Below are 22,099 nucleotides of genomic sequence, written 5' to 3' on the forward strand. Positions count from 1 at the left end.
GGAGGCAAGTCGGTTTCCTGTTCGAGGAGTGACAACTGCCGGACGGGGAGCGGGGTTTGACGGCATCCTGGTAGGGCTTGCGGGCAAGAGTGTGAGGGACAGTGGTCCACGGACCTCACGCGCAGTGTCTTAGATGGCTTCAGGGATGGGGGCGTTCCAGTGGGCGGCAGCGGCGGTGGCGTCACGAACGCCGAGAAGCGCCCGAACGAGCTGCTCGGTTCGTGGTTCGTGCGCAGTGGCTGGTCCAAGGGCGAGCTGGCGCGCCAAGTGAACCGACGAGCCCGGCAGTTGGGTGCGAACCACATCTCGACGGACACCTCGCGCGTGCGCCGGTGGCTCGACGGGGAGAATCCGCGGGAGCCGATCCCGAGGATCCTCAGCGAGCTGTTCTCCGAGCGCTTCGGCTGTGTCGTCGCCGTCGAGGACCTCGGCCTGCGCGCCGCACACCAGGCGCCCTCGGTGTCCGGCGTCGACCTGCCCTGGACCGCCCCGCAGACCGTGGCGCTCATCGGCGAGTTCTCGCGCAGCGACCTGATGCTCGCCCGCCGCGGCTTCCTCGGCAGCTCCCTCGCGCTCGCCGCGGGCCCCTCGCTCATCGAGCCGATGCAGCGCTGGCTGGTGCCGACCCCCGGCGCCGCCGCGGCCAAACCGGAGCCGGTCGCACAGCGCCGGGGGAACCGGCTCTCGAAGCCGGAGCTCGACCTCCTGGAGTCGACCACGGTGATGTTCCGCCAGTGGGACGCCCAGTGCGGCGGCGGTCTGCGCCGCAAGGCCGTCGTCGGGCAACTCCACGAGGTGACCGACCTGTTGCAGGAGCCGCAGCCGGAGGAGACCACGCGGCGCCTGTTCAAGGTCGCCGCCGAGCTCGCCGAGCTGGCCGGCTGGATGAGCTACGACGTCGGCCTGCAGCCCACCGCACAGAAGTACTTCGTGCTCGCCCTGCACGCCGCCAAGGAAGCGGGCGACAAGCCGCTCGGCTCCTACGTCCTGTCCAGCATGAGCCGGCAGATGATCCACCTCGGCCGCCCCGACGACGCCCTCGAACTCATCCACCTCGCCCAGTACGGCAGTCGCGACTGCGCCAGCCCGCGCACCCAGTCCATGCTGTATGCGATGGAGGCCCGCGCGTACGCGAACATGGGGCAGCCCGGCAAGTGCAAGCGCGCCGTGCGGATGGCCGAGGACACCTTCACCGACGCCGACGACTGGGACGACCCGGACCCCGACTGGATCCGCTTCTTCTCCGAGGCCGAACTGCACGGTGAGAACAGCCACTCGTACCGGGACCTCGCCTACGTGGCCGGTCGCAGCCCCACGTACGCGTCGATGGCCGAGCCCGTGATGAAGCGCGCCGTCGAGCTGTTCGGCAAGGACGTCGAGCACCAGCGTTCGTACGCGCTGAACCTGATCGGGATGGCCACGGTGCACCTCCTGCAGAAGGAGCCCGAGCAGTCCACGGTGCTCGCGGGGCAGGCCCTGGAGATCGCCAGAAAGGTGCGCTCGGAGCGCGTCAACACCAGGATCCGCAAGACCGTCGACAATGCCACGCGCGACTTCGGAGACGTGGCCGAAGTCATCGACCTCACCGAACAGCTCGCGCTCCACCTGCCGGAAACCGCGGAAACCGCGGTCTGACGGCGGGGGAGCACACCCCCACGAACCCCGGCCACGGCCGCCCGTCCCCGAATCAGCCCGACTCGGCTCCCCTACGCCAGGTCATCGAGGACGGAGGCCGTGGTCGGCCTGTTTCCGGCATTTCATTCACCCGTAACACCCGCGAGCGCTTCGTCATGGCGGCGAAACATCAGGGGGCCCGAACGGAAACGGCGCTGCGCCAATGTCATGGCCCATAACCGGCCCCATGACGAGGAGACGCCGATGGCTCCAGCCATCACGCTGGCGGCAGACGCACCCACACTGTCGCCCGCCAACACAGGCTTCATGCTGATCTGTTCCGCCCTGGTGATGCTGATGACGCCGGGCCTGGCCTTCTTCTACGGAGGCATGGTCCGCGTCAAGAGCACCCTGAACATGTTGATGATGAGCTTCATCAGCCTCGGGATCGTCACGATCCTGTGGGTCCTGTACGGCTTCTCCGTCGCGTTCGGCACCGACAAGGGCTCGCTTCTCGGCTGGGACGGCGACTTCGTCGGCCTCAGCGGGATCGGCCTCACGCAGCTCTGGGACGGCTACACGATCCCGGTCTACGTGTTCGCCGTCTTCCAGTTGATGTTCGCGGTGCTCACGCCCGCCCTGATCAGCGGCGCGCTCGCGGACCGCGTGAAGTTCAGCGCCTGGGGGCTGTTCATCGCGCTGTGGGCCACGATCGTGTACTTCCCGGTCGCGCACTGGGTGTGGGGGACCGGCGGCTGGGCCTTCGACCTCGGCGTGATCGACTTCGCCGGCGGTACGGCCGTGCACATCAACGCGGGCGCCGCGGCGCTCGGCGTGATCCTTGTCATCGGCAAGCGCGTCGGCTTCAAGAAGGACCCGATGCGGCCGCACTCGCTGCCCTGGACGATGCTCGGCGCCGGTCTGCTGTGGTTCGGCTGGTTCGGCTTCAACGCCGGCTCGTGGCTCGGCAACGACGACGGCGTCGGCGCGCTGATGTTCATCAACACGCAGGTCGCCACCGCCGCCGCGATGCTCGCCTGGCTGGCGTACGAGAAGATCCGGCACGGCGCGTGCACCTCGCTCGGTGCCGCCTCCGGTGCCGTCGCGGGCCTTGTCGCGATCACTCCTTCCGGTGGTTCCTGCTCGCCGCTCGGCGCGATCGCCATCGGCGCCGTCGCGGGCGTGCTGTGCGCCATGGCCGTGGGCCTCAAGTACAAGTTCGGCTACGACGACTCGCTCGACGTCGTCGGTGTCCACCTCGTGGGCGGCGTCGTCGGCTCCCTGCTCGTCGGCTTCTTCGCCACGGGCGGCGGCCAGTCCGACGCGGCCGGCCTGTTCTACGGCGGCGGCCTCGACCAGTTCTGGAAGCAGTGCGCCGGAGTCGGCGGCGTCCTCGCCTACTCGCTGATCGTCTCCGCGGTCCTCGCCTTCGCCCTCGACAAGACCATCGGCATGCGGGTCGACGAGGACGACGAGGTCTCCGGCATCGACCAGGCCGAGCACGCCGAGACCGCGTACGACTACAGCGGCGCGGGCGGCGGCACGGTGGCCCGCCAGGCGGTGCCCGCCCCGGTCGCCGCCCCGAAGGACAAGCAGGCCCCGCAGGACCCGCAGAACACGAAGAAGGTCGACGCATGAAGCTGATCACCGCGGTCGTCAAGCCGCACCGGCTCGACGAGATCAAGGAAGCCCTCCAGGCCTTCGGGGTCCAGGGCCTGACCGTGACCGAGGCCAGCGGGTACGGCCGTCAGCGCGGCCACACCGAGGTCTACCGCGGCGCCGAGTACACCGTCGACCTGGTACCCAAGATCCGTATCGAGGTCCTGGTCGAGGACGACGACGCCGAGCAACTGCTCGATGTCGTGGTGAAGGCCGCGCGGACCGGCAAGATCGGCGACGGCAAGGTCTGGGCGGTCCCCGTCGAGACCGCCGTGCGGGTCCGCACCGGCGAACGCGGGCCGGACGCCCTGTAACGAAACTTCATGGACGGAAGCGGGAGCCGCCGGGTGACGAGCGTGAACGACGTAACGGCTGAATCAGAGGATTCCGACCCCGGCGGCTATGCGGCGGCCCGACTGCGCCTCCTCCAGGGGGACGCGCAGTCCGGGCCGCCGCGCCGTGCCGCCCTCGCGGAACTCACCGACGACTGGCTCGCCGGTCTCTTCGGCGGCGGGCTGCCGGGCGTCTCGCTCGTCGCCGTCGGCGGCTACGGGCGCGGCGAGCTCTCCCCGCGCAGCGACCTCGACCTGCTCCTGCTGCACGACGGGGCGGCGGAGCCCGGCGAGATCGCCGCGCTCGCCGACCGGCTCTGGTACCCGGTGTGGGACCTCGGCCTCGCCCTCGACCACTCCGTCCGTACCCCGGCCGAGGCCCGCAAGACCGCGGGCGACGACCTCAAGGTGCAGCTCGGCCTGCTCGACGCCCGGCACATCGCCGGTGACCTCGGACTCACCGCGGGCCTGCGCACCGCCGTGCTCGCGGACTGGCGCAACCAGGCGCTGAAGCGGCTGCCCGAACTGCGCGAGCTGTGCGAGGAGCGGGCCGAACGCCAGGGCGAGCTGCAGTTCCTGCTCGAACCCGACCTGAAGGAGGCGCGGGGCGGGCTCCGCGACGCCACCGCGCTGCGCGCCGTCGCCGCCTCCTGGCTCGCGGACGCGCCCCGCGAGGGCCTCGCCGACGCGCGGCGCCGTCTCCTCGACGTACGCGACGCCCTGCACCTGACCACCGGGCGGGCCACCGACCGGCTCGCGCTCCAGGAGCAGGACCAGGTCGCGGCGGAACTCGGCCTCCTTGACGCCGACACCCTGCTGCGCCAGGTGTACGAGTCCGCGCGCACGGTCGCCTACGCCGGTGACGTCACCTGGCGCGAGGTCGGGCGGGTGCTCAAGTCCAGGGCGGGAAGGCCCCGGCTGCGGTCCCTGCTGGGCGGCGGGAAGTCGGCGCCGGTCGAGCGCTCGCCCCTCGCCGAGGGCGTCGTCGAGATGGAGGGCGAGGTGGTGCTCGCCCGCGCCGCCCGGCCCGAGCGCGATCCGGTCCTGCCGCTGCGCGCCGCCGCCGCTGCCGCCCAGGCGGGCCTTCCGCTGTCGCTGCACGCGGTGCGGCGGATGGCGGCCGCGGCCCGTCCGCTGTCCGCACCCTGGCCCGCCGAGGCCCGCGAACAACTGGTCACGCTGCTCGGCGCGGGCCGCCCGACCGTCGAGGTGTGGGAGGCGCTGGAGGCCGAGGGGCTGATCACCCGGCTGATCCCGGACTGGGAGCGGGTCCGGTGCCGGCCGCAGCGCAACGCCGTGCACACGTGGACCGTCGACCGCCACCTCGTCGAAACGGCCGTCCGCGCGGCCGAGCTGACGCGCCGCGTGCACCGGCCCGACCTGCTGCTCGTGGCGGCGCTGCTGCACGACATCGGCAAGGGCTGGCCGGGGGACCACTCGGTGGCCGGGGAGATCATCGCGCGGGACGTCGCCGCGCGGATCGGCTTCGACCGGGCCGACGTCGCCGTGCTCGCCTCTCTCGTACGCCACCACCTCCTGCTCATCGAGACCGCCACGCGGCGCGACCTGGAGGACCCGGCGACCGTGCGGTCCGTCGCGGACGCGGTCGGCTCGGCGGGCACGCTCGAACTGCTGCACGCGCTGACCGAGGCGGACGCGCTGGCCACGGGCCCGGCGGCCTGGTCGGCCTGGCGCGGCTCGCTCGTCGCCGATCTGGTCGGACGGGTCGCGGCGGTGCTCGCGGGCGACGAGCCGGTCGACCCGGACGCCGCCGAGGCGACGGCCGAGCAGGAGCGGCTCGCGGTGGAGGCGCTGCGCACCGGCGGGCCCGTGCTCGCGCTGCGGGCGCAGACGGACGCGGTGCCGACGGAGACCGAGGCGGCCGGGGAACCGGAGCCGCTCGGCGTCGAGCTGGTGATCGCGGTGCCGGAGCAGGAGGGGGTGCTGCCCGCCGTGGCCGGGGTGCTCGCCATGCACCGGCTGACCGTGCGGACGGCGGAACTGCGCGCGCTCACGCCTCCCGAGGGCGTGGAGGGCGTCGCGCTGCTGCTGAACTGGCGGGTCGCCGCCGAGTACGGTTCGCTGCCGCAGGCCGCGCGGCTGCGCGCCGATCTCGTACGGGCCCTCGACGGCTCGCTCGACATCGCGGCGCGGCTCGCCGAGCGGGACGCCGCGTATCCGCGCAGGCGCGGCGTGGTGGCGCCGCCGGCCCGGGTGACCGTGGCCTCGGCGGGCTCGCGGCGGGCGACGGTGATCGAGGTCCGGGCGCACGACGTACCGGGGCTGCTGCACCGCATCGGGCGGGCCCTTGAGGGGTCCGGGGTGCGGGTGCGTTCGGCGCACGTGTCGACGCTGGGCGCCAACGCGGTCGACGCGTTCTACGTGGCCGGGGGCGACGGCGGGCCGCTGCCCGCGGAGGCCGCGGCGGCTGTGGCGCGGGGCGTGGAGGAGGCGCTGCGGGGGTGATTCCCCGGATTCACCGGTGGGCCGGTGGCGGGGCCGGGGTGTGCGCACCCCGGCCCCGCCACGTCACTTGCCGATGAAGCCGTTCTTCCGCAGGAAGTACAGCGCGGCCTGATCCGCGCTCTTGCCCTCCAGGTCGACCAGCCCGTTGAGCTCGATGACGGTCTTCTCGGTGAGCGCGTCGCCGAGCTTCTTCGCCAGCTTCGCGAGCTGCGGGTACTTCTTCGCGGTCTCGTCGCGCACGGTCAGCGCGGCCAGCTCCGTCGTGAAGTGCCCCTTGTCGTCGTCCAGGACCTTCAGGTCGAGGGACTCCAGGCGGGCGTCCGTGGTGAACACCTCGGCGAACGTGCAGGGGCTGCCCTTCGCCACGTTCACGAAGTTGAGCGCGAACGCGTTCTGGTAGACCTGCGGCGCCTGGAACCTGAGCTTGTACGGGCTCTTCTCCAGGGCCGTCAGCTCACGGTCCAGGAACTCCGGGGCCCCGCACAGCGAGGCGTCCTCCGGGTGGTCCTTCGCAAGCTTCGCCAGATCGCTGATCGAGTCGACCTTGCCCGCACGGCCCGTCGCGTCGGCGGCGCGGGCCATCGCGTACTGGTTGCCGAACTTCGCGGGACCCAGCCACTTGATCTTGTGCTTCTTCAGGTCCTCGCTCGACGTGGCCCTGAACTGCGCCGCGCTGCCCTGCACGGGCGTGTCGTGCTGCAGGAACTGGGTCCAGCCGGTGCCGGAGTAGTCCCAGTACACGTCGATGTCGCCGCCCTGCAGCGCACTGCGCGCGATGGCGGTGCCCTGCAGACCCGTCTGGTCCTTGGTGCTCGCCCCGGCGGCCTCGAGCGCGTACTTCGTGATCTTGCCGAGGATCTGCTGCTCGGTGAACTCCTTGGAGCCGACCGTGAGCTGTGCGCCCTTCAGGTCGACGTCCTTGGCGATGGAGCCGCCGTCGAGCTGCTTCTTGCTCGCCGTCCGCGGCAGGTCGTCGGATCCGCCCGAGCCGCCCGAGGCCGAGCAGCCGGTCAGTGCGGAGCCGCCGAGCAGGGCGACGCACAGGGCGGCGGATACCTGGCGGCGTGCCCCGGCCGGTCCGAATCGCATGGGTGTCCTCACTTCTCTCACAGGCCCCTTCTCACAGGCCACGCGGGCGCAGCAGGTTCTCGACGATCCCGGCGACCCAGTCCACGAGCAGGGCGAGGACGGCCACGAGCACACTGCCCGTGATCAGCACCAGGTTCCGGCTGGAGTTGATCCCGTTCGAGATCACATCGCCGAGGCCGCCGGCCCCGATGAACGTCGCGAGCGCGACGGTGCCCACCGTGATCACCAGCGCCGTACGAATGCCGGCGAGCATCACCGGCACCGCGAGCGGCAGTTCGATCCGGCGCAGCACCTCCCACGGGGTCATGCCCATGCCCCGCGCGGACTCCAGGATCGACGGATCGACCTGTTGCAGGCCCGCGATGGTGTTGCGCAGCACCGGCAGCACCCCGTACGCGACGAACGCGATCAGCGCGATCTGCGTCACCCCGAGGCTGACGAAGGCCACCGCGAGCAGCACGATCAGGCCGAGCGAAGGCAGTGCCTGCCCGATGCTGGCGATGCCGAGCACGGGTCCCGCGAGGCCGCGGGCCCAGCGGCGGGTCAGCAGCACGCCGAGCGGGATGGCGATCACGAGGATGAACACGGTCGCGATCGCGGTCAGTTCGAGATGAGTGAGGGTGCGGCTGAGCAGGTAGTCCGCGTTCAGGCTGCGCCGCTCGATCTGGTCGAGCGGCTGCCCGGAGACGTACCAGCCGAGCAGCGCGAGGACGACGGCGAGGGCGAGCGGGGTGAGGGCGAGGCGCCACAGCGGCGGCAGGACACGGGTGCGTTGCGTGGCCTTCGCGACGGCGGGAACGTCCTCGACGAGTGCCTGGGTCACGGCCGGGCCCCCTGCAACAGACCGGAGGCGCCGTCGGTGTGGATCAGCGTGCGCAGGGTGTCGAGGGTGACGACACCGCGGTAGCGGCCCATCTCGTCCACGACCGCCAGCGCCGAGGCGTTCACCGCGAGCATCTCGTCGAGCGCGTCGTACAGGCTCGTGTCCGGGCCGAGCGGGGAGATCAGCGGCAGCATCGTGCCGCCGTCGGCGGGCAGCCAGCCGGCCGGGCGGCGGTCCTCGTCCAGGACCACCACGAACTCGCGGTCGCTGTCGGCGGCGGTGTCCTCGGCGGCCTGCCGCTCCTCGGCGCTCGCGGACTCGGCGACGGTGGGCCACAGCGGCACGTCGGCGTTCCCGAGCCGGGTCAGCGAAAGGCGGCGCACGGCGGCGCCCGTGCCGATGAAGTCCGTGACGAACTCGCTGGCGGGCTCGGCGAGGATCTTCTCCGGGGTGTCGTACTGGACGACGTTGCCGTGCTCGGCGAAGACGGCGATCTTGTCGCCCATCTTCACGGCCTCGTCGATGTCGTGGGTGACGAAGACGATCGTCTTGCGCAGCTTCGACTGGATCTTGAGGAACTCGTTCTGCAGCGCCTCGCGGTTGAGCGGGTCGATGGCGCCGAACGGCTCGTCCATCAGCATCACCTGCGGGTCGCCGCCGAGCGCGCGGGCGACACCGACGCGCTGCTGCTGACCACCGGAGAGCTGCTTCGGGTAGCGGCCGCGGTACGTGTCCGGGTCCAGGCCCACCATGTCGAGCAGCTCGTCCACGCGCGCGTGGACGCGTTTCTTGTCCCAGCCGAGCAGGCCGGGCACGGTGGCTATGTTCTGGGCGACCGTCTGGTGCGGGAAGAGTCCGGACTGCTGGATCGCGTAGCCGATGCGGCGGCGCAGCTCGTGCACCGGGATCTTCGTGACGTCCTCGTCGGCGAGGTGGATGCGGCCCGACGTCGGCTCGATCAGCCGGTTGATCAGCTTCATCGTCGTCGTCTTGCCGCAGCCTGAGGGCCCGACGAAGACCACGATCCGCCCCTCGGGGATCTCCAGCGTCAGATCGTCCACCGCCGGACGCTCCTGGCCGGGGTAGGACTTGGTCAGCCGGTCGAGCCGGATCATCGGGTGACCCCCTTCGGAGTGGTCAGACGGTTGAGTACGGCGAAGAGCAGATCGAAGAGCAGTGCGAGCACGACGATGGCGAGCGCGCCCTCGAGCGTCAGATAGACGGCGAACGGGGTGCCCGCGCTGGCGAGTCCGTCGAGGATGAGCTTGCCGAGGCCGGGGCCGTTCACGGCGGCGGCGATCGCGGCGATGCCGAGCAGCATCTGCGTCGCGACCCGCAGGCCGGTCAGGACCACGGGCCAGGCCAGCGGGAGCTCGATGGTGGCGAGCACCTTCAGCCGGGTCATGCCCATCGCGTTCGCCGACTCGACGACGGCCGGGTCCAGCTCGCGCAGACCGACCACCGTGTTACGTATGACGGGCAGCAGCGCGTACAGCGTCAGCGCCACGATCGAAGGCCCCGTGCCCAGGCCGAGCGGCGTGATCAGCAGGCCGAACAGCGCGTACGACGGAATCGTCAGGAGCAGCCCGGCCGCCCCGAGGACGGCGGCGCGCGGCGCCCGCGTCCGGTACGTCAGGATCGCCACCGGCACCCCGATGAGCACCGCGAGGGCGAGACCTTCGAGGACGAGCAGGGTGTGCGCGAGCGTGGCGTCGAGCACATCGGGCCAGTTGCCCCGGAAGTAGTCGAAGAAGTTCACGCCGGCCTCCCTTGGGGTGCCGGTGGCCTACGCACGGGCCGGGGCGGCCGGTACGTCGAGGGGGAGGTCATCTGCGAGCGCTCCTGTTCACGGTTGAGTTGTGCACGGCGGTCGGCCGCACGGCTGCTGGTGGCGGTTCCGGGCACGACCGGGCACGCCCGACGCGGGGCAGAAGTGAGGGGTGGTGTCGAAACCTGAGGGCGCCTACCCAGCCGGACGCCGTTGATGTGCATGGATTTACGGAACCGCTGGGGCCGTAATGGGGGTGAACTCCCTGGTCGCGCGCTCGTGGCGCTCGGGGCGCGCTCTCGTCGCGCCGGGATGTGTGCGGTGGACACCGAGGAGGGCGCGCGGTTTTTCCGTACGTGCGTGCGGCCCGCGGGACGCTTCGGGACCGGGCCACTGACCACGGCCCCGCGGGCGGATACCCTGGAGGGCGACCTGTCCGTAAAGCCACCGACCCGAGGATTCGCGACCGCCGTGTTCGACACTCTCTCCGATCGCCTCGCAGCGACATTCAAGAACCTCCGCGGCAAGGGGCGCCTCAGCGAGGCGGACATCGACGCCACGGCGCGCGAGATCCGGATCGCCCTCCTGGAAGCCGACGTGGCGCTGCCCGTCGTCCGCGCCTTCATCAAGCAGGTCAAGGAGCGCGCGCTCGGCGCCGAGGTCTCCCAGGCGCTGAACCCCGCCCAGCAGGTCATCAAGATCGTCAACGAGGAGCTCGTCGGCATCCTCGGTGGCGAGACCCGCCGGCTGCGCTTCGCCAAGACCGGCCCGACCGTGATCATGCTCGCGGGTCTGCAGGGTGCCGGTAAGACGACCCTCGCGGGCAAGCTCGGTCTCTGGCTGAAGTCCCAGGGCCACTCGCCGCTGCTCGTCGCCTGTGACCTCCAGCGTCCGAACGCCGTGAACCAGCTGAGCGTCGTCGCCGAGCGGGCCGGCGTCGGCATCTACGCGCCGGAGCCGGGCAACGGCGTGGGCGACCCGGTGCAGGTGGCCAAGGACTCCATCGAGCACGCCAAGGCCAAGGTCTACGACGTCGTCATCGTCGACACCGCAGGACGCCTCGGCATCGACCAGGAGCTGATGCAGCAGGCCGCGGACATCCGCGACGCGGTGAAGCCGGACGAGGTCCTCTTCGTCGTCGACGCCATGATCGGTCAGGACGCGGTCAACACGGCCGAGTCCTTCCGCGACGGCGTCGGCTTCGACGGCGTGGTGCTCTCCAAGCTCGACGGCGACGCGCGCGGTGGTGCGGCCCTGTCGATCGCGCACGTCACCGGCAAGCAGATCATGTTCGCCTCCAACGGCGAGAAGCTGGACGACTTCGACGCGTTCCACCCGGACCGCATGGCGTCCCGCATCCTCGGCATGGGCGACATGCTCACGCTGATCGAGAAGGCCGAGCAGACCTTCTCGCAGCAAGAGGCCGAGAAGATGGCCTCGAAGCTGGCCTCCAAGAAGGGCCAGGACTTCACGCTCGACGACTTCCTGGCGCAGATGGAGCAGGTCAGGAAGATGGGCTCCATGTCCAAGCTGCTCGGCATGCTGCCGGGCATGGGGCAGATGAAGGACCAGATCGCCAACCTCGACGAGCGCGACGTCGACCGCACGGCCGCCATCATCAAGTCGATGACCCCGGCCGAGCGCCAGGAGCCGACGATCATCAACGGCTCGCGCCGTGCCCGTATCGCCAAGGGCTCCGGTGTCGAGGTCAGCGCGGTCAAGAACCTGGTCGAGCGGTTCTTCGAGGCCCGCAAGATGATGTCCCGCATGGCCCAGGGCGGCGGCATGCCGGGTATGCCCGGCATGCCGGGCATGGGCGGTGGCCCCGGCAAGCAGAAGAAGCAGCCGAAGAAGGCCAAGGGCAAGCAGCGTTCCGGCAACCCGATGAAGCGCAAGCAGCAGGAGCAGGAGGAGGCCGCCCGGCGCGCGGCCGCCGCCGAGGGCGGCGCCCTCGGACTGCCCGGCGCGGGCCAGCAGGACGCCAAGGACTTCGAGCTCCCCGACGAGTTCAAGAAGTTCATGGGCTGATCTTCAGCAGCTGAACGAGTAAGGGGCGTCCGCCATGGCGGACGCCCCTTACGCATGTCCACGAGTGGCGGGCCCCCGGCAACTGTGCGGTCATGGGCGGAAGGCCCCGGGGCCAAGGCCGCCCCGGAGGACGGCAGGCTGCAGGAGGAGAGCAGGCGTGGCGAACCCGGTACCCCCGCGCGATCGGACGGATCAGCCCTGGCGGTCCGAGGGCGCGCCGCCTCCGCCGCCCCCGCAGGGACCCAAGCGCAAGATGCCCGGCGGCTGGGGCGGCCTCATCCTGACGGCCCTGATCGTCTACCTCGTCGCCAACCTGGTGCTGTCGTTCTTCAACGAGGGCGACGAGCCCACGGTCTCGTACACCGAGTTCAGCAAGCAGGTCGAGGCCGACAACGTCAGCAAGATCTACTCCAAGGGCGACGCGATCCAGGGCGAGCTCAAGAAGGAGAAGCCCACCCCCAAGGACAGCGACAGCAAGCGCAAGAACTACACCAAGTTCACGACGCAGCGCCCGGCCTTCGCCGACGACGACCTCTGGGCCAACCTGGAGAAGCACGACGTCACGGTGACGGCCGAGCCCGTCGTCCAGGAGCGCAGCTTCCTGTCCAACCTGCTCATCTCGCTCGCCCCGATGCTGCTCCTGGTCTTCCTGTGGGTGTTCATCGCGCGGCGCATGAGCCAGGGCATGGGCGGCGGCGCGGGCGGCATGCTCGGCCGCAAACAGCCGCCCAAGCCGGTCGAGCTCGAACCCGGCAAGAAGCGCACCACCTTCAAGGACGTCGCCGGGATCGACGAGGTCAAGGGCGAGCTCAACGACGTCGTCGACTTCCTCAAGAACCCCGACGACTACCGCACCATGGGCGCCAAGATGCCGCGCGGCGTGCTCCTCACGGGCCCGCCCGGCACCGGCAAGACGCTGCTCGCGCGCGCGGTCGCCGGTGAGGCGGGCGTGCCGTTCTTCTCGGCCTCCGCATCCGAGTTCATCGAGATGATCGTCGGCGTCGGCGCCTCCCGCGTCCGTGAACTCTTCGCCGAGGCCCGCAAGGTCGCCCCGTCGATCATCTTCATCGACGAGATCGACACCATCGGCCGGGCCCGCGGCGGCGGTGGCGGCGTGGGCGGCCACGACGAGCGCGAGCAGACGCTCAACCAGATCCTCACGGAGATGGACGGCTTCAGCGGCTCGGAGGGCGTCATCGTCATCGCGGCCACCAACCGCGCCGACGTCCTCGACCCGGCCCTGACCCGGCCGGGCCGCTTCGACCGCATGGTCAGCGTCTCGCCGCCCGACCGCGGCGGCCGCGAGTCCATCCTCAGGATCCACACCCGCGACATCCCGCTCGCCCCCGACGTCGACCTCGACCAGGTCGCCCGTACGACCCCCGGCATGACCGGCGCCGAACTCGCGAACCTGACCAACGAGGCCGCGCTGCTCGCCGTCAAGCGCAAGCAGAAGCAGGTCAGCCAGGCCGACCTCTCGGAAGCGCTCGAAAAGGTCCAGCTCGGCGCCGAGCGGCCGCTGGTGATGCCCGAGGAGGAGCGCCGCCGCACCGCCTTCCACGAGAGCGGCCACGCCCTCCTCGGCATGCTGCAGCCCGGCGCCGACCCCGTCCGCAAGATCACGATCGTGCCGCGCGGCCGGGCCCTCGGCGTCACGCTCTCCACCCCGGACGCCGACAAGTACGCGTACACGGAGGAGTACCTGCGCGGCCGCATCATCGGCGCCCTCGGCGGCATGGCGGCCGAACAGGTCGTCTACGGAGTCATCACGACCGGCGCCGAGAACGACCTCGAACAGGTCACCAACATCGCCCGCGGCATGGTGGCCCGCTGGGGCATGAGCGAGAAGGTCGGCCGGCTGTCCGCCCTCCCGAACGACTCCCAGCAGGCGTACGGCCTCGCCGCAGCCCCCGACACCCTCGACACGATCGACGGCGAGATGCGCCGCATCGTGGACGAGTGCTACGAGGAGGCGTGCCAGAAGCTGCGCGACAACCGGGACAAGCTCGACGCGCTGGCCGAGGCGCTGATGGCGAACGAGACGCTGGAGGAGGCCGACGCGTACCGGATCGCCGGCGTCACGCGACTCACCAAGGACTGACCGACTGTCTTTCCGAAGGCACCCCGACGCCTCACGAAGGCACCCTGGCGTCCCAAGAAGGCACCCCGGCGCCTCAAGAAGGCGCCCCTGTGTCTCAAGAAGGCACCCCGGCCCGCACGTCTCAAGGCGTGCGGGCCATCAAGTACCTGAAGACATTCGGCATCCACACGGTCCCGTCGGCGCGCACATGCGCCTGCAGCGCCTCGGACAGCTCCTTGTCGACCTGCGCCGGATCCGTCGCACCCACCGCGGCGTCGAAAAGGCCCGTCGACAGCAGCCCGCGCACCGCGCTCTCGACGTCCGCGTACCCGAAGGGGCAGGCCACCCGGCCCGAACCGTCCGGCCGCAGCCCCGCCCGCTGCGCGACCTCCTCCAGGTCGTCACGGAGCGCGGGGCGCCAACTTCCCGTACTCCGCATTGGGTCGGCGAGTTTTGTGGCCACCCGAAGGACGGACGACGTGGCGCAGCGCTCCGGAGGGCCCCAGCCGACCAGCACCACGGCGGCGCCCCGGCCCGCCAGGGGAGTCACGCTCTCCAGCCGCGTGGAAAGCCCCTCGGAGTCCCCGGCCACACACCCGATCGGCTGGAAGTCGGTGATCACGTCGTACGGGGAACCGCCGGGATCGCTCGCCGTGAGGTCGGCGGCGTCGGTCGTCGTGAGCCGGGCGTCCACGGCCTCCCGCGCCTGCTCCGCATCGGGCAGCAGCCGCTCCCTGGCCAGGGCGAGGCGCTCCGGATCCGTGGGCTCGACGCCGGTCACGGCCGCGCCCCGCGACGCCGCCATGAGGAGAGCGAGCCCGGAGCCGCAGTCGAGCCCGAGGAGCCGGGTGCCGGGACCGACCTCAAGGCGCTCGTACACCGCTTCGTAGAGCGGTACCAGCATCCGTTCCTGTATCTCCGCCCAGTCACGCGCGCGTGCGCACAAATCCGTCTGCGGCGCGGGCGCCGCGTGAAGGGGGTGCCGCCGCACGAGCGTAGGTGTCATCGAAAGTGCCCCAATCCACCGAGAGGTGCCGAGAGTTGTCGCTGTGATGGCTGACCGTCCGCAGTACGTCCGGTCGTGTTCGCGCGCTGCTCGCTCCCCCCCCCGTATGCCAGGGAACTCCGCAACGTCCGTCACGTCTAGGGGGTGTTTGGCAGGCGCGGCGACAATGCGCGCGTGCACCGTCGTGCGCCCCCCGGCGGTCATATGACAGGTGGGCGCGGCATTCGGGCGAAAAGGATTCGAGTGCTGCACGGACCGCGCCGTAGCATCCGCGCCATGGCCAAGACCCGCGTTCTCACGCCCCGGGCGGACGACTTTCCGCGCTGGTACCAGGACCTGATCACCAAGGCCGAACTGGCCGACAACGGTCCGGTGCGCGGCACCATGGTCATCCGACCGTACGGCTACGGCCTGTGGGAGCGGATGCAGCGGGAGATGGACGACCGCATCAAGGAGACGGGCACGCAGAACGCGTACTTCCCGCTCCTGATCCCGCAGTCGTACCTCACCAAGGAGGCCGACCACGTCGAGGGCTTCGCGCCCGAGCTGGCCGTGGTCACGCACGGCGGCGGCAAGGAGCTGGAGGAGCCCGCCGTCGTCCGCCCCACCTCGGAGATGATCGTCAACGCGTCGTTCGCCAAGTGGGTGCAGAGCTACCGCGACCTGCCGCTGCTGATCAACCAGTGGGCCAATGTGGTCCGCTGGGAGCTGCGGCCGCGCCTCTTCCTCCGTACGACCGAGTTCCTCTGGCAGGAGGGCCACACGGCGCACGCGACCTACGAAGAGGCGCGCGACTTCGCGGCGCGCATCCACCGGGACGTCTACGCCGACTTCATGGAGAACGTCCTCGCGATGGACGTCCTCCTTGGACGCAAGACGCCCAAGGAGCGCTTCGCCGGCGCCGTCAACACCCTCACGCTCGAAGGGATGATGGGCGACGGCAAGGCCCTCCAGATGGGCACGAGCCACGAGCTCGGCCAGAACTTCGCCAAGGCGTTCAACACGCGCTACCTGTCCAAGGACGGCGCGGAGGAACTGGTCTGGCAGACCTCCTGGGGCTCGACCACCCGCATGATCGGCGCCCTGGTGATGATGCACGGCGACGACGACGGGCTGCGCGTACCGCCCCGCCTCGCGGCCACCCAGGTGGTCGTGCTCGCCGTCAAGGACGACGAGGCGGTGCTCCAGAAGGTGCGCGAAATCGGCGACGTACTGAAGAAGGCGGGCATCCGCGTCCGGGTGGACGACCGCACCGACACCCCCTTCGGCCGCCGCGCCGTCGACTGGGAGCTGAAGGGCGTGCCCGTACGCGTCGAGGTCGGGCCCCGCGACCTGGAGGGCGGCACCGCGATGCTCGCCCGGCGCATCCCCGGCGGCAAGACCTCGGTCGCCCTGGAGGCGCTGCCCGCCGTGCTGCCCAAGGTCCTGGAGGAGGACCAGGCGCTGCTGCTCGCGCAGTCACGGGAGCGGCGGCAGCTGCGGACGACCGACGTGACCACGGTCGCCGAGGCGCTGGAGGCGACCTCGGCGGGCGGCTGGGCGCGCATCCCGTGGGCGACCCTCGGTGAGGCGGGGGAGAACGAGCTTGCCGGGCACGGGGTCTCCGTACGGTGCCTGATCACTTCCGAAGGGGCGGTGCCGGACGCCGACGACACGGCCGGTAACGTCGCCGTCGTGGCACGCGCGTACTAAGGACGTACGTGCCGCTACGCACCACCTTGGTGCGAGCTGTGCGTCTTCTCCGCAGATCTGCGCACCCGCCCTCGTCGGGTCGCATCAGCGACAACTGACTGGTACGTGCAAATTATTTGGGATGCCCCGGAATAGGAACACGGAGGCACCCCGGCTCGTTGTCACGACGTGAGCACGACACCACCTGTTCTCGCCGCAGAGCTGGCAGGGGCGTGGGCCGACATTCAGCGGCACCACCCCGAACTGCCGGATCTTGCCGCGCCCGAATCCCTGATCGGCGAGTCGTCGTCCGCCTGTGGACGCGAGCTCTCCTTCGAGCGACTCCTTCACGAGGCAGTCCACGGCATCGCAGCCGCGCGCGGAATCCGCGACACTTCGCGCGCCGGCCGCTACCACAACCGCAGATTCCTGGCCATCGCCGAGGAGTTGGGCCTCGACCATCCCGAGGAGCCGCACCCCAGCAGCGGCTTCTCACTCGTCACGCTCAACCCGGAGGCGAAGCAGCGCTACCGACAGACCATCGAGCGGATCCAGCGCGCCCTCAAGGCGCACACCGTGGCGACCGCGGCGGACACCAAGCGCAGCTTCCGCGGCCCCGCCGCGCGGCACGGCTCCTCCGGGGGCGGCGTCCGCGTCAAGGCGGTCTGCGACTGCGGGCGCAATGTCCGGGTGGTGCCGTCCGTGCTCGCACAGGCCCCGATCATGTGCGGCGGCTGCGGTAAGCCGTTCCGCATCCCGGAGATCGTCGGCGTCGCGGCGGGCTGAGTGCTCCTCCTGGTGGGGCGGTCGGGGGGATTCGGCCGCCCCGAGGGGAGTCAGCGGCCCGGAGGGCCTCGGTTGAGGGCGGTGGTGGGAGACGGGCGGGACTGTGGCACAATGGCTAGCTGTACTCGACAGTCGCACAGGACCCCTCTCTCCTCCGGCTGACGCGTCCATCGGGCACTCGGGTACCGCAACCCCACGCGGCAACCTCGCCGTGCCCACCCACGTCAAGACCAGGAGACACCACTCCCGTGGCAGTCAAGATCAAGCTGAAGCGTCTGGGCAAGATCCGTTCGCCTCACTACCGCATCATCGTCGCCGACTCCCGCACCCGCCGTGACGGCCGTGCGATCGAGGAGATCGGCCTGTACCACCCGGTGCAGAACCCGTCGCGCATCGAGGTCGACTCCGAGCGTGTCCAGTACTGGCTGGGTGTCGGCGCGCAGCCGACCGAGCCGGTCGCGGCCATCCTCAAGGTCACCGGTGACTGGCAGAAGTTCAAGGGTCTGCCGGCCCCGGCGCCGATGAAGGTCGCCGAGCCGAAGGCCGCCCGCCCCTCCTTCGAGGCGCTGGCCACCGAGGACGAGCCCAAGGGTGAGGCCATCACCCAGAAGAAGAAGGCTGAGAAGAAGGACGAGGCCGAGGCCGCGTCCGAGTCGACCGAGGCCTGAGCATGCTCGAGGAGGCTCTTGAGCACCTCGTGAAGGGCATCGTCGACAACCCCGACGACGTGCAGGTCGCCTCGCGCAACCTGCGCCGGGGCCGCGTCCTCGAGGTCCGGGTCCACCCCGACGACCTCGGCAAGGTGATCGGCCGCAACGGCCGCACCGCGCGCGCCCTGCGTACCGTCGTGGGTGCCATCGGCGGCCGTGGTGTCCGCGTCGACCTCGTCGACGTCGACCAGGTTCGCTGAGAAAAGTTGAACACCGGCTCGGGCCGGGGAGGGCTTTCGAGCCGTCCCCGGCCTGAGTCGTTTGTGCCCCGTGGCGGGCTGACAGGAGAGTTTCCGACGTGCAGTTGGTAGTGGGGCGCATCGGCCGCGCCCACGGCATCAAGGGCGAGGTCACCATCGAGGTGCGCACCGACGAGCCCGAGCTGCGGCTCGGCCCCGGCGCGCGACTTGCCACCGACCCGGCCTCCGCGGGGCCGCTCACCATCGAGACCGGCCGGGTGCACAGCGGCCGGCTGCTGCTGCGCTTCGAGGGCGTACGGGACAGGACCGCGGCCGAGGCGCTGCGCAACACCCTCCTGATCGCCGAGGTGGACCCCGAGGAACTGCCCGAGGAAGAGGACGAGTTCTACGACCACCAGCTCATGGACCTCGACGTCGTCACGGCCGACGGCACCGAGGTCGGCCGGATCACGGAGATCTCGCACCTGCCCTCGCAGGACCTGTTCATCGTGGAGCGGCCCGACGGCAGCGAGGTCATGATCCCGTTCGTCGAGGAGATCGTCACCGAGATCGACCTCGAGGAGCAGAAGGCCGTCATCGACCCGCCGCCCGGGCTGATCGACGACCGCGCCGAGATCGCCTCCTCGCGCGAGGAGTCCTCGCGTGAAGAGGGGGACGAGTCCGCATGAGGCTCGACGTCGTCACGATCTTCCCCGAGTACCTGGAACCGCTGAACGTCTCGCTCGTCGGCAAGGCACGCGCGCGTGGCCAACTCGACGTACACGCGCACGACTTGCGGCAGTGGACGTACGACCGGCACAACACGGTCGACGACACCCCCTACGGCGGCGGCCCCGGCATGGTCATGAAGACCGAGCCCTGGGGCGACTGCCTCGACGACGTGCTCGCCGAGGGGTACGAGAACGGGGCTCAGGGCCCCGTCCTGGTCGTTCCCACGCCCTCCGGGCGGCCCTTCACCCAGGAACTCGCCGTGGAGCTCTCCGAGCGCCCCTGGCTGGTCTTCACGCCCGCGCGCTACGAGGGCATCGACCGCCGCGTCATCGACGAGTACGCGACCCGCATGCCGGTCTACGAGGTCTCCATCGGCGACTACGTCCTCGCGGGCGGAGAGGCCGCCGTGCTCGTGATCACGGAGGCCGTGGCACGACTGCTGCCCGGCGTCCTCGGCAACAGCGCCTCGCACGAGGACGACTCCTTCGCGCCCGGCGCCATGGCCAACCTCCTGGAGGGGCCCGTCTACACCAAGCCTCCCGAGTGGCGCGGCCGGGACATCCCCGACGTGCTGCTCAGCGGCCACCACGGCAAGATCGCGAGGTGGCGCCGCGACGAGGCGCTGCGCCGCACCACGAGCCACCGGCCCGATCTGATCGAGCGCACCGACCCCAAGGCCTTCGACAAGAAGGACCGCGAAATGCTCTCGATCCTGGGCTGGGGGCCCCGTCCCGACGGACGATTTGGGCCGACGCCCGACGTCGTGGAAGAATAGGCCGCTGCTGTACGTCCAGCCTGCGCCCCTGCCACAGGGGGAACGACGCAAGGCCCGACGCAATCAGCTACCGAAACTCATCGCATACCTCCCGCCGATGACCTGTGGCATCGGCGAAGAAAGCAGACGATCATGTCTCACCTGCTCGACTCCGTCGACGCCGCGTCGCTGCGCAGCGACGTCCCGGCCTTCCGCCCCGGCGACACCGTCAACGTCCACGTCCGCGTCATCGAGGGCAACCGCTCCCGTGTGCAGCAGTTCAAGGGCGTAGTCATCCGCCGCCAGGGCGCCGGCGTCCGCGAGACCTTCACGGTCCGCAAGGTCTCCTTCTCCGTCGGCGTCGAGCGCACCTTCCCGGTGCACACGCCGATCGTCGAGAAGATCGAGCTCGTCACCAAGGGTGACGTCCGCCGCGCCAAGCTGTACTACCTCCGTGAGCTGCGCGGCAAGGCCGCGAAGATCAAGGAGAAGCGCGAGAACTGAGCCGCTCGGCGCCCCCGGAGGGCGCCGGCGCATCTCGCCTGCGGAGTCCACAGAGCGGCCGGATAGCATCTGGCCTCGATGGACACCGAAGCACAGCACCAAGAGGAGCGCGACCGCTCCTCCGAGCCCGATGAGCACACCTCACAGGGCGAGGAGGACCGGTCGCGCTCCTCTTTGCTGTCCTCAGTGGTCGAGTGGCTGCCGGGCGGCCGCGTCACCCTGGTCCTGCTGCTGTGCCTGGCCTCCCTGCTGGCCTTCACCGTCTTCGTGATGCAGCCCTTCCAGATCCCGAGCAGCTCCATGGAGAGCACTTTGAGGGTCGGGGACCGCGTTCTCGTAAATAAGTTGGCGTACCGTTTCGGTGCCGAGCCGACCCGCGGCGACGTGGTCGTCTTCGACGGCAGCGGCTACTTCGGGGAGGGCGACTACATCAAGCGCGTCGTGGGCATCGGGGGAGACCGGGTCGCCTGCTGCGACACCAGGGGGAGGATCGAGGTGAACGGGAAGTCCGTGGACGAGCGCTCCGTGCTGCACGCCGGGGACGCGCCTTCGAAGGTGCCGTTCGACATCGTGGTCCCCGAAGGCAGCCTCTTTCTGCTCGGTGACCACCGCAGCGACTCCCGTGACTCCCGCGACTACCTGGGCGCACCGGGCGGCGGCTTCGTCCCCGTCGACCAGGTGATCGGCAAGGCCCAGTGGATCGCGTGGCCGGCCGGGCACTGGCACTCCCTGTCGCGCGCGGACGTCTACGCGCGCGTGCCCGCGGCCGGCGGCGCCCATGGGTAGGCGCGGCAAGTCCCGCAGCCACGGCGACGAGCGGCTGCCCACCGGCAGTCGGCCCACCAGCGCGCCCGAGCCGCAGGGCAGGGCCGAGCGGCGCAAGCTCGCCCGCAAGGTGAAGCGCCGCCGAAGGCGCTCCGTACTGAAAGAGATACCCCTCCTCATAGGCGTGGCCCTGGCCATCGCCCTCGTCCTGAAGACGTTCCTGGTGCAGGCCTTCGTGATCCCCTCGGGCTCCATGGAACAGACGATCAGGATCGGCGACCGCGTCCTGGTCGACAAGCTCACCCCCTGGTTCGGCGCGCAGGTGCAGCGCGGCGACGTCGTCGTCTTCAACGACCCGGGGAAGTGGCTTGAACAGGAGGCCGGCCCCAAGACGGACCCCCCGGTCGGCCTGAAGCAGATCAAGGAAGGCCTGACCTGGATCGGGCTGCTGCCGTCCGACAACGAACGCGACCTCATCAAGCGGGTCGTGGGGGTCGGAGGCGACACCGTGAAGTGCTGCGACAAACAGGGCCGCGTCACGGTCAACGGCACACCGCTCAACGAGCGCGCGTACATCCACCCCGGCAACGCGCCCTCGAAGTTCGACTTCTCCGTGAAGGTGCCCAAGGGGCGCCTGTTCATGATGGGTGACCACCGCGCCAACTCCGCGGACTCCCGCTACCACCTCACCGAGGCCTTCAACGGAACCGTGTCCGAGGAGTCCGTCGTGGGGCGGGCCCGGTTCATCGGGTGGCCGATCGGTCACTGGGCCTCGCTGGACGAGCCGCCGACCTTCGCCGCCGTGGCCGACGCGCAAGGGGACGGGTCGTCCGCCGCCCCTGGAACGTCGCATAGGGTGGCCTCCACGTACGGTGCCGGACCGGGCTCGAACGCTTCGGATTCGGACGGATTTATCCCCCTCCCGACCCCTGCGGAACTCCCGCTCGTTATGGGAGTGGTGGGCCTGCATCGGATACGGATCAGGCGGCGGCACGGAGTGAGGAGTGGATGTGGGGGACTTGGCGGTCGGCGCACGGTCAGGGCATGGCCCCGAAGAGGAGCCCGGGCGAACCGACGACGCGGCGGGCCAGGGGCCCGCGGACCGGGTGCCCGGAGCGGGTGACGCCTCCACG

Annotated in this window: 20 protein-coding genes; 15 read left to right on the plus strand and 5 right to left on the minus strand. The window is 70.6% G+C overall.

What is annotated here, in order from left to right; translation table 11 throughout:
- The first annotated feature begins 159 nt into the window (after positions 1-159).
- The 4 genes from nsdA (at position 160) to ACY34M_RS36060 (ending at position 6,071) form a co-directional block, all read left to right on the plus strand.
- Positions 160-1,635 (plus strand): transcriptional repressor NsdA, encoded by a 1,476-nt coding sequence (nsdA, locus tag ACY34M_RS36045; protein WP_462722701.1) that lies wholly within the window; start codon positions 160-162, stop codon positions 1,633-1,635.
- Between the two features lie 243 nt (positions 1,636-1,878).
- A complete protein-coding gene (locus ACY34M_RS36050) occupies positions 1,879-3,252 on the plus strand; it encodes an ammonium transporter (RefSeq protein ID WP_462722700.1) in 1,374 nt (457 codons plus the stop codon).
- Positions 3,249-3,587, plus strand: a complete 339-nt coding sequence (locus ACY34M_RS36055) for a P-II family nitrogen regulator (protein ID WP_266714579.1) — start codon at positions 3,249-3,251, stop codon at positions 3,585-3,587. The genes ACY34M_RS36050 and ACY34M_RS36055 overlap by 4 nt, the downstream gene beginning before the upstream one ends.
- 42 nt (positions 3,588-3,629) lie before the next feature.
- On the plus strand, positions 3,630-6,071 hold the full coding sequence (locus ACY34M_RS36060; RefSeq protein ID WP_462722699.1) for a [protein-PII] uridylyltransferase: 2,442 nt from the start codon (positions 3,630-3,632) through the stop codon (positions 6,069-6,071).
- A gap of 63 nt (positions 6,072-6,134) precedes the next feature.
- Here ACY34M_RS36060 and ACY34M_RS36065 read toward each other — a convergent pair whose 3' ends face one another.
- The 4 genes from ACY34M_RS36065 to ACY34M_RS36080 are packed head-to-tail and all read right to left on the minus strand — an operon-like array spanning position 6,135 to position 9,742.
- Positions 6,135-7,160, minus strand: coding sequence for a glycine betaine ABC transporter substrate-binding protein (locus tag ACY34M_RS36065; RefSeq protein ID WP_462722698.1), 1,026 nt, complete (start codon positions 7,158-7,160; stop codon positions 6,135-6,137).
- A 31-nt stretch (positions 7,161-7,191) separates the two neighbouring features.
- Complete coding sequence (locus ACY34M_RS36070; RefSeq protein ID WP_462722697.1) at positions 7,192-7,983, minus strand: ABC transporter permease; 792 nt, start codon at positions 7,981-7,983, stop codon at positions 7,192-7,194.
- Positions 7,980-9,098: an ABC transporter ATP-binding protein gene (locus tag ACY34M_RS36075; protein ID WP_462722696.1), complete on the minus strand. Its 1,119-nt coding sequence runs from the start codon at positions 9,096-9,098 to the stop codon at positions 7,980-7,982. Before ACY34M_RS36075 ends, ACY34M_RS36070 begins: the two co-directional genes overlap by 4 nt.
- Positions 9,095-9,742 carry an ABC transporter permease gene (locus tag ACY34M_RS36080; RefSeq protein ID WP_462722695.1) on the minus strand — a complete coding sequence of 216 codons (648 nt, stop codon included), beginning with the start codon at positions 9,740-9,742 and terminating at the stop codon, positions 9,095-9,097. The genes ACY34M_RS36075 and ACY34M_RS36080 overlap by 4 nt, the downstream gene beginning before the upstream one ends.
- Before the next feature lie 480 nt (positions 9,743-10,222).
- On the opposite strand from ACY34M_RS36080, the gene ffh reads away from it, so the two are divergent.
- Entirely contained in the window at positions 10,223-11,779 is a 1,557-nt protein-coding gene (gene ffh / locus ACY34M_RS36085; protein ID WP_462722694.1) for a signal recognition particle protein, read from the plus strand.
- Positions 11,780-11,936: 157 nt separating this feature from the next.
- Entirely contained in the window at positions 11,937-13,880 is a 1,944-nt protein-coding gene (ftsH, locus tag ACY34M_RS36090) for an ATP-dependent zinc metalloprotease FtsH (RefSeq protein WP_462722693.1), read from the plus strand.
- Between the two features lie 121 nt (positions 13,881-14,001).
- On the opposite strand, the gene ACY34M_RS36095 is transcribed toward ftsH, so the two are convergent.
- Positions 14,002-14,865 (minus strand): SAM-dependent methyltransferase, encoded by an 864-nt coding sequence (locus ACY34M_RS36095; protein WP_462722692.1) that lies wholly within the window; start codon positions 14,863-14,865, stop codon positions 14,002-14,004.
- Between the two features lie 276 nt (positions 14,866-15,141).
- Between ACY34M_RS36095 and proS the strand changes: the two genes are divergently transcribed.
- From proS to lepB (ACY34M_RS36140), 9 genes are all read left to right on the plus strand, one after another.
- Positions 15,142-16,557: a proline--tRNA ligase gene (gene proS, locus ACY34M_RS36100; protein ID WP_462722691.1), complete on the plus strand. Its 1,416-nt coding sequence runs from the start codon at positions 15,142-15,144 to the stop codon at positions 16,555-16,557.
- Between the two features lie 168 nt (positions 16,558-16,725).
- Positions 16,726-17,322: a hypothetical protein gene (locus tag ACY34M_RS36105; RefSeq protein WP_351336314.1), complete on the plus strand. Its 597-nt coding sequence runs from the start codon at positions 16,726-16,728 to the stop codon at positions 17,320-17,322.
- A gap of 248 nt (positions 17,323-17,570) precedes the next feature.
- Entirely contained in the window at positions 17,571-17,990 is a 420-nt protein-coding gene (gene rpsP, locus ACY34M_RS36110) for a 30S ribosomal protein S16 (RefSeq protein ID WP_399228275.1), read from the plus strand.
- A gap of 2 nt (positions 17,991-17,992) precedes the next feature.
- A complete protein-coding gene (locus ACY34M_RS36115) occupies positions 17,993-18,232 on the plus strand; it encodes an RNA-binding protein (protein WP_014176063.1) in 240 nt (79 codons plus the stop codon).
- A gap of 98 nt (positions 18,233-18,330) precedes the next feature.
- Positions 18,331-18,900, plus strand: a complete 570-nt coding sequence (gene rimM, locus ACY34M_RS36120; protein ID WP_462722690.1) for a ribosome maturation factor RimM — start codon at positions 18,331-18,333, stop codon at positions 18,898-18,900.
- Positions 18,897-19,718, plus strand: a complete 822-nt coding sequence (gene trmD / locus ACY34M_RS36125; RefSeq protein WP_462722689.1) for a tRNA (guanosine(37)-N1)-methyltransferase TrmD — start codon at positions 18,897-18,899, stop codon at positions 19,716-19,718. The genes rimM and trmD overlap by 4 nt, the downstream gene beginning before the upstream one ends.
- A 132-nt stretch (positions 19,719-19,850) precedes the next feature.
- Positions 19,851-20,201: a 50S ribosomal protein L19 gene (rplS, locus tag ACY34M_RS36130; protein ID WP_018531094.1), complete on the plus strand. Its 351-nt coding sequence runs from the start codon at positions 19,851-19,853 to the stop codon at positions 20,199-20,201.
- A 78-nt stretch (positions 20,202-20,279) separates the two neighbouring features.
- A complete protein-coding gene (gene lepB, locus ACY34M_RS36135; protein ID WP_462722688.1) occupies positions 20,280-20,987 on the plus strand; it encodes a signal peptidase I in 708 nt (235 codons plus the stop codon).
- On the plus strand, positions 20,980-22,089 hold the full coding sequence (lepB, locus tag ACY34M_RS36140; protein ID WP_462722687.1) for a signal peptidase I: 1,110 nt from the start codon (positions 20,980-20,982) through the stop codon (positions 22,087-22,089). The genes lepB (ACY34M_RS36135) and lepB (ACY34M_RS36140) overlap by 8 nt, the downstream gene beginning before the upstream one ends.
- Positions 22,090-22,099: the final 10 nt, after the last annotated feature.

This window comes from Streptomyces sp. EDA2-14, assembly GCF_054963755.1.

Coding starts and splice junctions, on each gene's coding strand:
- ACY34M_RS36065 (WP_462722698.1), bottom strand. CDS start 7,160: ATGCGATTCGGACCGGCCGGGGCACGCCGCCAGGTATCCGCCGCCCTG.
- ACY34M_RS36095 (WP_462722692.1), bottom strand. CDS start 14,865: ATGACACCTACGCTCGTGCGGCGGCACCCCCTTCACGCGGCGCCCGCG.
- ACY34M_RS36050 (WP_462722700.1), top strand. CDS start 1,879: ATGGCTCCAGCCATCACGCTGGCGGCAGACGCACCCACACTGTCGCCC.
- lepB (WP_462722688.1), top strand. CDS start 20,280: ATGGACACCGAAGCACAGCACCAAGAGGAGCGCGACCGCTCCTCCGAG.
- proS (WP_462722691.1), top strand. CDS start 15,142: ATGGCCAAGACCCGCGTTCTCACGCCCCGGGCGGACGACTTTCCGCGC.
- trmD (WP_462722689.1), top strand. CDS start 18,897: ATGAGGCTCGACGTCGTCACGATCTTCCCCGAGTACCTGGAACCGCTG.
- ACY34M_RS36115 (WP_014176063.1), top strand. CDS start 17,993: ATGCTCGAGGAGGCTCTTGAGCACCTCGTGAAGGGCATCGTCGACAAC.
- ACY34M_RS36075 (WP_462722696.1), bottom strand. CDS start 9,098: ATGATCCGGCTCGACCGGCTGACCAAGTCCTACCCCGGCCAGGAGCGT.
- lepB (WP_462722687.1), top strand. CDS start 20,980: ATGGGTAGGCGCGGCAAGTCCCGCAGCCACGGCGACGAGCGGCTGCCC.
- ACY34M_RS36055 (WP_266714579.1), top strand. CDS start 3,249: ATGAAGCTGATCACCGCGGTCGTCAAGCCGCACCGGCTCGACGAGATC.
- rplS (WP_018531094.1), top strand. CDS start 19,851: ATGTCTCACCTGCTCGACTCCGTCGACGCCGCGTCGCTGCGCAGCGAC.